This is a genomic window from Bacteroides sp. ET336 (genome assembly GCF_024733815.1).
Lineage (GTDB): Bacteria > Bacteroidota > Bacteroidia > Bacteroidales > Bacteroidaceae > Phocaeicola > Phocaeicola cellulolyticus.
The window spans coordinates 167,114-180,011 of the sequence record NZ_JANRHK010000004.1; the positions used below are offsets into that span (position 1 = coordinate 167,114).

7 protein-coding genes are annotated in these 12,898 nt (G+C 39.1%); 4 read left to right on the plus strand and 3 right to left on the minus strand.

Annotation, left to right across the window (positions count from 1 at the left end):
- Positions 1-138 precede the first annotated feature (138 nt).
- Genes NW213_RS06385 through NW213_RS06395 form a run of 3 tightly spaced genes read left to right on the plus strand, consistent with a single transcriptional unit; the run spans position 139 to position 4,331 of the window.
- Positions 139-1,248 carry a glycoside hydrolase family 105 protein gene (locus NW213_RS06385; RefSeq protein ID WP_258322240.1) on the plus strand — a complete coding sequence of 370 codons (1,110 nt, stop codon included), beginning with the start codon at positions 139-141 and terminating at the stop codon, positions 1,246-1,248.
- Positions 1,249-1,264: 16 nt separating this feature from the next.
- Entirely contained in the window at positions 1,265-3,016 is a 1,752-nt protein-coding gene (locus NW213_RS06390) for a pectinesterase family protein (RefSeq protein WP_258322202.1), read from the plus strand.
- Between the two features lie 4 nt (positions 3,017-3,020).
- Entirely contained in the window at positions 3,021-4,331 is a 1,311-nt protein-coding gene (locus NW213_RS06395) for an acetylxylan esterase (protein ID WP_258322203.1), read from the plus strand.
- A gap of 53 nt (positions 4,332-4,384) precedes the next feature.
- Here the strand turns inward: NW213_RS06395 and NW213_RS06400 are convergent, their stop codons facing one another.
- A complete protein-coding gene (locus NW213_RS06400) occupies positions 4,385-5,539 on the minus strand; it encodes a dienelactone hydrolase family protein (RefSeq protein ID WP_154043729.1) in 1,155 nt (384 codons plus the stop codon).
- Between the two features lie 111 nt (positions 5,540-5,650).
- Between NW213_RS06400 and NW213_RS06405 the strand changes: the two genes are divergently transcribed.
- Positions 5,651-10,081, plus strand: a complete 4,431-nt coding sequence (locus tag NW213_RS06405; protein ID WP_258322204.1) for a two-component regulator propeller domain-containing protein — start codon at positions 5,651-5,653, stop codon at positions 10,079-10,081.
- A gap of 49 nt (positions 10,082-10,130) precedes the next feature.
- Here NW213_RS06405 and NW213_RS06410 read toward each other — a convergent pair whose 3' ends face one another.
- The gene (locus tag NW213_RS06410) at positions 10,131-11,093 is read right to left on the minus strand and encodes a pectinesterase family protein (RefSeq protein ID WP_258322205.1); all 963 of its coding nucleotides are present in this window, start codon (positions 11,091-11,093) and stop codon (positions 10,131-10,133) included.
- Between the two features lie 141 nt (positions 11,094-11,234).
- A complete protein-coding gene (locus NW213_RS06415; RefSeq protein WP_258322206.1) occupies positions 11,235-12,878 on the minus strand; it encodes a RagB/SusD family nutrient uptake outer membrane protein in 1,644 nt (547 codons plus the stop codon).
- Positions 12,879-12,898: the final 20 nt, after the last annotated feature.

A 12,898-nucleotide genomic window follows, 5' to 3' on the forward strand; every position in this document is an offset into this window, starting at 1 on the left:
ATTTGTTCCATGAAAAATAAACTAATAAACACATTGGCATTTGTAGGAATTGCATTAATCAGTACAGCTTGTTCACAAAACACACAATCACAAGTACAACAACCAAACGAAACACCGGATAAGCCATGGTCTGTAAGAATGGTAGAATCGGAGATGGCAAGATGTCCGGAATCGTGGCAACTTGACTTCCAGCCCAAACTGAAATGGGACTATTGTCACGGACTTGAATTGCAGGCTATGCTTGATGTTTATGACCGATACGGTGATGACAAAATATATGAGTATGCACTTGCATACGCCGACACGATGGTTAATGCCGACGGTACAATCAAAATGTACAAACGCGAGGAATTCAGCCTTGACCGTGTAAACTCAGGCAAATTCCTTTTCCGCATATACGAACAGACCAAAGACGAGAAATATAAAAAGGCACTAGCCCTTATGAGAAGCCAGTTTGAAGACCATCCGAGAAACGAAGACGGCGGTTTCTGGCACAAAAAGATCTATCCTAATCAAGTATGGTTGGATGGTATTTACATGGGAGCTCCTTTCTATGCCGAATATGCGTTCAGAAACAATGAAGTCGGGGCTTATCAGGATATCATCAACCAGTTCCTGATGGCTGCCCGCCACACATACGATCCTAAAACCGATTTATATAAGCATGCTTGCGATGTAAGCAGAAAAGAGAAATGGGCAGACCCTGTGACAGGACAGTCACAACACAGCTGGGGACGAGCACTTGGATGGTATGCAATGGCATTCGTTGATGCACTGGAATTTATTCCTCAGCACGAGGCTGGAAGAGATTCCATGATAATAACTCTTAATAAAGTAGCACAACAGATAAAAAGACTCCAGGACGAAAAAACCGGATTGTGGTATCAGGTTCTTGACAGAAGCGGAGATGAAGGAAACTATCTGGAATCATCATGTTCGGTTATGTTCGTATATACACTGTTCAAAGCTGTACGCAAAGGATATGTTGATCCATCTTATCTGTCTGTAGCGGAAAAAGGATATAAAGGCGTTTTGGAACACTTTATCACTACCGACGATAAAGGAATGATAAGCATTACCAAAGCATGTGCCGTAGCAGGATTGGGAGGCAAAAATTACCGCATGGGGGATTATGACTACTATATAAACGAACAGATCAGAGACAATGACCCTAAGGCTGTAGGTCCGTTCATCATGGCAAGCCTTGAATGGGAACGTTTGCAGGAAGTAAGAAAAATCGTAAAATAATTAATCGGGAAATAATATGAAAAACAAGATTACACTTCTGTTAGGACTTCTGTTTGTCCTAACAGCATTTACACCTGCCAAACGAAACATTACAATATTCACCATAGGTGACTCAACAATGGCTAACAAAAAACTTGAAGGAGAAAATCCTGAAAGAGGTTGGGGACAAATGCTTTCAAGATATTTTACAGATGATATTACCATAGACAATCATGCCGTAAACGGAAGAAGCTCAAAGAGTTTTATCGATGAAGGCAGATGGGATGCTGTTCTCTCAAAAATACAAAAAGGCGATTATGTATTCATTCAGTTCGGTCATAATGATGAAAAAGACGATCCGAACCGTCATACCGATCCTGGAACAACATTTGACGCAAATCTCAAAAAATTTGTAGAAGATACAAGAGCAAAGGGAGGTATTCCTGTTCTTTTCAACTCAATTGTGCGCCGTAACTTCGGTAAAGCTGATGGAAATGCTGTAGCCAATGCTATAAAGCAGGATGATATACGCAACGGAATTGATCCCAAAGCACCCAAAGACAGCATTGAAGAAGGAGCGACACTTATAGATACACACGGAGCTTATCTGATTTCGCCTAAGAATGTCGCAAAAGAACTTAATGTTACTTTCATTGATTTAAACAGCCTTACTCACAAATTGGTAGAAGGTATGGGACCCCAAAAATCAAAGGAACTGTATCTGTGGGTTAAGCCTAAAACAGTGCCTGCCTTACCCAATGGTAGAGAAGACAATACACATTTGAATGTACATGGAGCTTCTGTTATAGCAGAAATGGCTGTAAAAGCTGTAGCCGAAGCAATACCCGAACTACAACAGTACGTACGCCACTATGATTTAGTAGTAGCCAAAGACGGTTCCGGCGACTTTTTCACTGTGCAGGAAGCTATTAATGCTGTACCTGACTACAGAAAGAACGCAAGAACAACAATTCTGATAAAAGAAGGCTCATACAAAGAGAAAGTCATAATACCGGCAAGTAAGAATGCTGTATCTCTTATAGGTCAAGGCGAAGTAAAAATAACTTATGATGACTATGCAAGCAAGCCTAACATATTCGGAGAAAACAAAGGCACTTCAGGATCATCATCCTGCTATATATACGCACCTGACTTTTATGCTGAAAACATTACATTCGAAAACACGTCAGGACCTGTAGGACAGGCTGTAGCATGTTTCGTAAGTGCAGACAGGGCATATTTCAAGAAATGCAGATTTCTAGGTTTTCAAGACACATTGTATACCTATGGAAAAGGATGCAGACAGTACTATGACGAATGTTATATCGAAGGAACTGTTGACTTCATATTCGGATGGTCAACCGCAGTATTCAACCGTTGTCATATACACAGCATAGGAAACGGATACATCACTGCTCCGTCAACTGACAAAGGACAGAAATACGGATATGTGTTCTATAATTGTGAGATAACAGCCAACTCTGATGTGGACAAAGTATATTTATCACGTCCTTGGCGACCATATGCACAAGCAGTATTTATACAATGCAATATGGGCAAGCATATCCTTCCTGAAGGATGGGACAACTGGAGAAACAAGAATAACGAAAAAACTGTTTTTTATGCTGAATACAAGAGCAAAGGAGAAGGAGCCAACCCTGGAAAACGTGTCGCTTATTCAAAACAGTTGAAAAATACTGAGGGCTTCAGCATTGAAGAAGTTTTATCCGGAAACGATGGTTGGAATCCTTCAAAGAATGGTAATGCATTATTAAACATCAAAAGATAATTAAATGAGAAACAGAATATTACTTACAATAACAGTTTGTATAATGACCATTCTGTCCATGGCAGAAAATTATCCTTACAGAAGTGATCTGCTATGGGTTACAGAACCTGATCATCCGGACTGGATATACCGTACAGGCGAAAAGGCAAAAATAAAAATCAGCCTTTTCAAATATGGAATTCCACAGGATGGAATAACTGTAAACTATGAGACGGGAAGCGAACTTATGCCATCCGACAAAACGGGAAGCATAACATTGAAGAACGGTAAGGCTGAAATAAATATAGGCACATTGGATAAACCGGGATTCCGCGACTGTATATTCAGTGTAATGATAAACGGGAAAAAATACAGTCATCACGTAAAAGTCGGATTTTCTCCGGATAAAATAAAGCCTTATACTGAAATGCCCGATGGTTTCATGGATTTTTGGAAGAACAACATCAAAGAAGCATCAGAATTTCCACTGAAATACACCAAAGAAAAGGCAGAAGAATATTGTACTGAGAAGATAGACTGCTATCTTATAAAGCTGCAGCTCAACAACAGAGGACAAGCAGTTTACGGCTATCTCTTTTATCCCAAAAATGCAAAACCAGAAAGCTGTCCGGTTGTATTGTCTCCTCCAGGAGCAGGAATCAAAACAATAAAGGAGCCTCTCAGACACAAATATTATGCCGAAGAAGGATTTATCCGTCTGGAATTCGAAATACATGGACTTAATCCTACCATGAGCGAAGAGCAATTTAAGGAGATAAGCAATGCTTTCAACGGTAAAGAAAACGGATACCTAACAAACGGACTGGACAATAAAGACAATTATTACATGAAACGTGTATATCTGTCATGTCTGCGTTGTATCGACCTGCTCACATCACTACCGGAATGGGACGGTAAGAATGTCATAGTACAAGGTGGCAGCCAAGGCGGAGCACTTGCCATGATTACTGCCGGGCTTGACAAAAGAGTGACAGCATGTGTAGTAAATCATCCTGCACTAAGCGATATGGCAGGATATATGGCAGGACGTGCAGGAGGATATCCGCATTTCTTCCGTACAAGAGGAATGGACACTAAAGAAAAACTGGAAACTATGTCATATTATGATGTGGTAAATTTTGCACGACTGATAAAGGCTGACACTTTCATGACATGGGGATTCAACGACAACACCTGTCCACCGACTACAAGTTATGCAGTTTACAACACCCTTGAATGCAATAAAGAAGCGCTTATAACTCCAATTAATGAACATTGGACATCAGAAGAGACAGAGCGCGGACATCTGGAATGGATAAAAAAACACCTGAAATAAAAGGTATCCCAATAGAGAATACATTAACAGTTAAAGCCCGAAGACGAAAGTCATTAGGGCTTTAACCATTTATTAAAGAAATCCAAGACTTCCTCCTGCATTTTCTTATTAAAGAAATGTTTCTCATCCCACATTTTAGTGACCAACTTATCGGATGCTCCAACACTATCCCAAACCTCTTTCATCTGACGATAAGCATCCGTCACTCCCTCTACAGGGAAAAGTTTGTCTTGACTGCCATTGAAGAAAAGCGAAGGTTTCGGACATGCAATACTTGCAACATGAGGATAATCAAGATACTTCCTTATACGTGGAAGAAGCATTGAATAAGCCGATCCACCTTTATTCTGATTATTATCAACAGTCATAAGACAATCAGTGGTATTCATCCAACATACTGAAGCGGAGACTTTAACCATATCAGTCATTGAACTAAGCATCCAAGAACGGTAGGCTCCCATTGAAAAGCCCAGACATCCTATCCTGTCACTATCAACGAAAGGCAAAGATGCCAGAAATTCAACACTCCTCATATCATCCATATTTATATAAGCCCCCCATGAAGCACCCATCTGCATGAAATTCGAGGCCAATGCCTGCTGACGGTCATAGTCAATACCTTCCTTACAACCTCTATCTCCCCAAAACAAGGCATCCACCGACAATACCACATATCCGTTCATAGCAAAATAGTCACCAACATATCTGCCATCATAACATTTCAAAGCCCATAAATCTGCATCAGACACGATTTCCCGGTCCACATTAAAAGGTCGTATCATTTTCTCCTTTCCTATAAGGAAATGCGCTCCATGATCATGTAGCATAACCACAGAAGGGAATACACCTTCACCGTCAGGAACAAGCAGATAAGCAGGAACTCTTGACCACTTGGATATATTGAATTCAATCTTCAACGCTCTGTAGCCCTCCCGTTGTTCGCTATCTATAACTTTCATATCATAATCGTCAGGAGCAGGCTGAACAATATCCATACATTCAAAAAGAATCTCACGAGCCTGTTTCTTCCAAACATCAAAATCCTTATTTTTCTGCGATTGCCACGACATGGGATATGTCAACAGACTTTTCATCCGATCATAATAAACCGGCAGATTTTTATTTATCTCAAACCTATCGGAAGTACTTTGAGCTTTAGTATGCCCTAGCACAAATAAAAACACTAAAAATAAAGTAACTATATTCATATTTTATCACCAGTTATCATTGCAAATATACTCCAAAAAATCATTTTTTCATTATATTTGCAATGATATAAAAATATCAATATGTTTATAAAAATAAGCAAAAACAGCATCATGAAGAACTTTTCGATTTTTATCCTTTTATTGCTACAGATAGTAAACGTTTATTCGCAAACAGACTGCGTAATAACGCATTATTCTTCAGAAGACGGTCTGTCCGAAAACACGGTTATGGATATATTGCAGGACAAGAAAGGAAATATGTGGTTCTCAACATGGAATGGCATAAACAAGTTCGACGGGTACACATTCCATACTTACAAAGGATTTCTGGACAATGAAATAGCACTGACAAATAATCGCGTTGACTGTATGGAGCTTGACAAATACGGATACATTTGGATGCTTACATACGATGAGCGCGCTTTTCGCTTTGATCCGCGTACTGAAATATTTGAAAGTGTACCAGACTATGACAATACAGAAATACACATACCGATAACAAGAATAAAAACACTTCCAAACGGTAACGTCTGGTTACTATCACAAAATAGAGGAGCAATAAGAATTATAACAGACTCTATAAGCAAAAAGATCACTACAGAATATTATTCTTCCGGTTCCGAAGTTTTTCCTGTATCATCTGTCTTTAACGTCTATCAGATAGGAGACGATGAATGGGTACTGTCGGACAACGGACTCGCATGTTTCAATAAACCGGGTAATAATCCTGAAGTTTTTTTCGAACTTAACAGTTCAGGCAAAGACGGCATAGTAAGAAAACATAAGTTCTTCACACTTGAAGAGAACAAAGACAAGCTGTTTTTCGGTGCAAACAACGGATACGTTTGGATTCTGAATAAAGGTAATAATATTTTCACTCCACTTAAACTCCCTATACAATCAAATATAACAGGTATAAAATACATAGAGAAAAATGATAAACTTATTATAGCCTCCAAGAAAGACGGCTTTTTCGTATATGACATAAAAAACGATACTTACGAACATTTCAAGCCAAACATGCTTCCCGATGCAAGCATTGACGATATATATAAAGATACTGCTGACGAAGTATGGTTTGAGCAAAATGTGACCGGAGAAGTTGCACACTATAATCCATATACCAATAAAATCAAAATAGAAAAGGTATATGCTGAACCTACAAATACAGACAGATCCAGACCGGCATTCCATATACACGAAGATATATTCGGGTCTCTATGGGTACATCCATACGGTGGAGGATTCTCATATTTTGACAGAGAGAAAAATAGTCTGGTACCATTCTATAACAGCATGAATGGCGGGAAATGGCACTTTTCAAATAAAATACACAGCGCTTTTTCTGACCGGCAGGGTAACTTATGGATGTGTACACACTCCAAGGGACTTGAAAAAGTAACATTCAGAACCGAACATTTCAGAATTAAACGTCCGGTAGAATCCCACTATGAAACATTAAGCAATGAAGTAAGGGCATATCAGGAGTATAACGGTAACCTTTGGGTGGGACTCAAAGATGGAATGCTGAAGGTTTATGACAATAAGTACAGCGAAATAGGATACATGACAGAAACAGGCCGAATATCCAAATCAGGAGCTCCATTATTAGGAAATGTCTATTACATGATGCGCGACAGCAAAGGAATAATGTGGCTGGCTACTAAAGGTGCAGGTCTGATAAAGGCAGAACCGACCGCAGATGCAATGCAATTCCGTCTTACACGCTACCAATATAATCCTGATGACATTTACAGTCTGTCAGACAATAATGTTTATTGCATATACGAAGATAATTCGGGAAGAATATGGATTGCAACATTCTCAAATGGCATAAACTATATCACCAAGAACGACAAAGGTGAAACTGTATTTATCAATCACCGAAACATACTTAAAGGATTTCCTATAAAAGAATGCAATAAAGTAAGATACATAACTGCCGATGAAAAAAACAGGCTATGGATAGCCACCACAGGAGGATTGGTTATGACAGAACTCGACTTCGAAAATCCATCAGAAGCCGTGTTCCATCATTATATGCGTTCACCGGACGATCCTACTACATTAAGCAATAATGATGTACACTGGATAACTCCTACACATAACGGAGAATTATATATTGCCACATTCGGAGGAGGCCTTAACAGACTGAACAGTATAAGTCAAGATGGCAAAGTAAGTTTCAAGACATATACGGTTAAAGATGGACTTCCATCAGACATACTACTGTCTATCCAGGAAGACAAGAACGGGCTGTTATGGATAAGTACAGAAAACGGACTTACAAAGTTCAATCCGGAGGACGAACGTTTTGAAAATTTCCAGGACAGACATAGGAACTTCAAAATCCGTTTCAGCGAAGCATCATCCGAATACTTGTCAAATGGAGACATGGTATTTGGAACAAATCAAGGTATCTTCTATTTCAATCCTGACTCTATAAAGAAAAGTATATATGAGCCACCGGTTATATTCACACAATTACTGCTTGCCAACAACACAGTAGTTCCGGGAACAGCTCCGTTAAAAGAATGTACAATAGATGATATAGAACGTCTTACACTCTCACACAAAGAAAACATATTCACTATACAATTTGCAGCATTGGACTACACTACCCCTTCGGACATTCAATATGCATACATATTAGACGGATTTGAAAAGAACTGGAACTATGTAGGCAAACAGAGAATGGCCACATACACTAATTTGCCGAAAGGCGATTATGTATTCAAAGTACGCTCAACGAACTCCGATGGCGTATGGATTGACAATACACGAAATCTTAATATAAGGATTCTGCCATCATTTTGGGAGACACCATTGGCATATCTCATATACGTATTTGTACTACTGTTGATAGTGTTCACTGCTGTATATATTCTATCAACCATATACCGACTGAAACATAAAGTAGTGATGGAACACCAGCTTACAGACCTGAAGCTGAGATTCTTTACAGACATATCCCATGAGCTCAGAACTCCGTTGACACTCATCACTGCTCCACTTGAGAATATCCTTGAAGAAAAAGATCTTCCAGGCGGAATTCGTGAACAACTTTCCGTGGTGGAACGTAATGCAAACCGTATGCTCAGACTTGTAAACCAGATTCTTGATTTCAGGAAAATACAAAACAAGAAAATGAAGATGCAGGTACAATTACTTGAAGTAGTCTCTTTCACCCACAAAGTGATGGAATACTTCGAGGCAGTAGCAAAAGAACGCAACATATCATACGACATTGAAACAAACAAGAGCTCAATCTATTTATGGGTTGATGCCGACAAATATGAGAAGATAATATATAACCTTCTTTCAAACGCATTCAAATATACTCCAGACGGAAAATCTATAAAAATAACTATACACGAAAACGAAGATACTGTAGCTATTTCTGTTATAGACAAAGGAGTAGGAATAACCGAAAATAAGAAAAAGAAACTGTTTGTACGTTTTGAAAACCATGTTGAGACAAAAGGAACATCACAATTGAGTACCGGAATAGGCCTTTCACTGGTTAAAGACTTTGTAGATATGCATAAAGCAGAAATCACAGTAACAAGCAAGCCAAACGAAGGAAGCTGCTTCAAAATCGATTTCAAGAAAGGCAAAGAACATTACGACAACAAAGTAGAATTCTTGCAGAATGACATGGATTATGCATCAGGCACAGAATACACCGTTGCAGAATGTAATAATGAAGTTACAAAGGAAGATGAAGAAATCGATACGAACAAAGACATTATGCTTATCGTAGAAGACAACTCCGAGTTGAGACAATTTCTACATAACATATTTACTGCAGACTACCATGTTATAGAAGCCGCAAATGGTGAAGAAGGAAAGGAAAAAGCATTAAAATATGTACCTGACATCATCATAAGCGATGTAATGATGCCTGTAAAGGACGGATTCCAAATGATGCAGGAACTAAGAGGCGAAATAACGACCAGCCATATACCTCTAATCCTACTGACAGCAAAAACCGCTATTGAAAGCAAGCTTGAAGGGTTGGAATACGGAGCAGACGACTATATAACAAAACCTTTCAGCGCCACTTACCTTAAAGCGAGGGTTAAAAACATCCTGCAAAGGAAACTGAAGATCCAGCAAGCATACAGAGAAAGATTATTGGATCAAAGTCTGAACACGGACAACAAGACAGAAGATAATGAGTCGCAAGTTCCTGACATGTCCCCAAGCGACAGAAAATTCATGGACAAGCTGCTGGAACTGATGGAAAGCAGAATAGACAACAGCGAATTGGTCGTGGACGATCTTGTAAAAGAGATGGCGGTAAGCCGATCCGTTTTCTTCAAGAAGCTGAAGACACTTACCGGCCTTGCTCCTGTAGAATTCATTAAAGAAGTAAGAATAAACAAAGCAATCAAGCTGATAGAGTCTGGAGAATACTCCATCACACAAATAGCATACATGGTTGGAATAAACGATCCAAGATATTTCAGCAAATGCTTCAAACAGAAAATGGGAATGACCCCATCAGAATATAGAGACCAGAAAGGGCAGAACAAATAAAAAACAGTCCACAGACGGCGAATTACAAAACTGTCTGTGGACTATTCTTTTAGTTTTCAGAAGGATTCCATGAATCTGAAACAGAATACAGATATGAAAAATCATCATACAATCCGGCCTCATCCTTTTTCAGCTTACCGGACCATTTTACACGCCCTTCAGTAGAAGAGCCGTCACCGGTATTACCAAATTCGGCATACCTGGCGGTCTTTTCATTATCCGGATTTCTCCAGTTGTCCCATCCTGCCGGACGGATATGTTTCCCCATTTCGCAACCGATAAACACCGTTGCAGCAAACGGACGCCATGGACGTCCCAAATATACTTTAGTCACATTAGCGTCAGCTGTCAATCTGCAATTTTTAAAGACATATCCAACCTTTACATCCTTAGGAGTTGAAGCTGCTGTTATATAGGAATTTCTCTTACTATGAATTATACAATCCAAAAACAAGGCTGTTGACGGGCCGAAAATAAAATCTGTCGTACCCTCAATATAGCAATCCTTGAAATACAGACGTGAGTTCGCACGACCGGTATAGACCGTATCCTGATTTCCCAGGAACCGGCAATTGAAGAATCTCAATCTATCTCCCTCCGTATGCAAGGCAACAGCCTGGCCCAACTGTGCAGCATTATTCTCTATAGTAAGATTTCTGAAAGTCAACATTGTACCTTCCACTTTAAGTGTATAAGTTCTGAATGTCCCCATTTTATTGATATTAGCATGATCATCATATGTTATAACAGTATTACAGACATCCTCACCTATAAACTCAACATTCTGTAGCCACGCCGGAACAACAATTTTCTCCTTATATATACCTTTCTTTATAAAGACTTTTACCTTGTAATCCATAAAAGCCCTTATCCCTTCCAGAGCTTCATTAATTGTACGGTAGTCTCCTGTCCCGTCCCTTGCCACAACTATACTGTCTTTATATTGTTGTGCAGCAAGAATTGAAGAAACAGAAAATACAATAAAACAAATTATAGAAACTATTTTTTTCATAAGTACAATATTTTTTTCGGAGTAATTATACTATACAATTAAAGTCAAGACATTCTCTTTTTACTAAAATATACCCAGGAATACGTAAATAGTAAACCTGGGTACATATATTTCACTTAAATAATTATACAAATCATCTAATTACCATCCCTCATTCTGGTGACCTTTAAGCGCCGGATTCAACTCAATAGCTGAAAGAGGTATAGGACGTAAATAGAATTTTTCTGTTATCTGACCTGTTGATATGTCAGGGTTATATTTTTCTACGTACTCTGCAAGCTTTCCTGTTCTAGCCAAGTCAGCCCATCTGTGATTCTCGCCAGCCAACTCACGCGCACGCTCATTCAATATATAATCAATATTCATTTCGCTTTCTTGAGCCAAAGTTGCATTTGCTCTGCTTCTGACTATATTCACATATTTCAAAGCTCCTGAAAGATTGTCAGACTTGATACATGCTTCTGCTGCTATAAGATTAGTCTCTGCCAGACGTGCAAGGTAAATATCTCGCATAGAAGATGTAGTTGAGAAAACATCCTTACCATTCTCTATATCATCAAACTTACGGAAACAAGGAAGACCGAAAATATCTTCTTCCATCTTTGATTCATAGGAAGTGACTATCCCATTATAGTTTTTCCCTTCAGGAAGCAGTTCTATCACTACTGCATCCGCACGACTAGGAAGAGCTGCACGCCAAGAATCGACATTATCCAATTCCCATGACGGACAATAATAATACTTTACAGGACTTACATCTTTTTTTGATTCATCATAAAAATCCCAATAACTCTGACGAAGCTCTGTCATGAATGTTGCCTCATAACGTTTATCCTGTGAAGGATTATCGGTATCGGTATTGAACACTTCATGCATCCACAAAGTAGGCGTGAGAGTGGAAGATGTATATTTGTGTCCGTCGCTGGCATTATTCAAATACGAGCCAAAATGAGCCTGCTGCTTATTGCCACTTTCCTTATCTTCAACTGTAGTCAAATCATAAACAACAGAGAAAAGAACTTCGCTATTACCCTCACCTGCATTACTGAATAAAGTGCTATATTCTGTAGTAAGCGGTTGTCCTGCACCGGCAGCTTCGGCAGCAGATATTGCTTTTACAAAATCCTGCTTGTCATTCGAGATATATCCTCTTGAAAGATATGCTTTCGCGAGATAATGATTGGCAGCACGCTTGTTGAATGTACCGTCTGTAGCCTCAGCAACAAGATCATCGCCACCTGCTATACTTTCCAGTTCAGAGATAATGTAATTATAAGTATCAAGAGTAGAAGCACGTTCCACACTTTCCAGAATACCACTGACTCGTTCTTTAATCAACGGTACTCCTCCAAACTGTTGTACAAGATTTAAATAATACAATGCTCTAAGACCTCTTGCCTGTGCTACGACATTTTTTCTTGTAGCATCATCATTTCCCCAGTAAATCAATTCATTGGCAAGTGAAATAGCTTTATAATGTTCTGTATAGAAAGTAGTTACAGCATCATTGGCACTTGTATATGCGTTACTGTATAAGTTGCAGACATTAACGCTGGTTCTTCCTGTTGCAAAAAGATCTGTACCTCCTTCAAACAGCCAAGGATCGCCACCATATATGCTACGTAAAGAACTGTAAGCGGCGTTTCTGAGACTTTCGTATCCTTGTGCCGTTCCATAAAACTCAGGTCCCGGAACATTCGATTTCAAGTCCTGATCCAGGAAACTAGAACAACCGGTAAGGGCTGCGAATGATAAAACTGCAGCCAAAGTGTATATCTTTTTCATAATCTTACGTTTTTATAATA

What these genes read in the sequence shown, in the direction of transcription:
- NW213_RS06385 (WP_258322240.1), top strand. Translation starts at nt 139, where the DNA reads ATGGTAGAATCGGAGATGGCAAGATGTCCGGAATCGTGGCAACTTGAC.
- NW213_RS06410 (WP_258322205.1), bottom strand. Translation starts at nt 11,093, where the DNA reads ATGAAAAAAATAGTTTCTATAATTTGTTTTATTGTATTTTCTGTTTCT.
- NW213_RS06415 (WP_258322206.1), bottom strand. Translation starts at nt 12,878, where the DNA reads ATGAAAAAGATATACACTTTGGCTGCAGTTTTATCATTCGCAGCCCTT.
- NW213_RS06400 (WP_154043729.1), bottom strand. Translation starts at nt 5,539, where the DNA reads ATGAATATAGTTACTTTATTTTTAGTGTTTTTATTTGTGCTAGGGCAT.
- NW213_RS06390 (WP_258322202.1), top strand. Translation starts at nt 1,265, where the DNA reads ATGAAAAACAAGATTACACTTCTGTTAGGACTTCTGTTTGTCCTAACA.
- NW213_RS06395 (WP_258322203.1), top strand. Translation starts at nt 3,021, where the DNA reads ATGAGAAACAGAATATTACTTACAATAACAGTTTGTATAATGACCATT.
- NW213_RS06405 (WP_258322204.1), top strand. Translation starts at nt 5,651, where the DNA reads ATGAAGAACTTTTCGATTTTTATCCTTTTATTGCTACAGATAGTAAAC.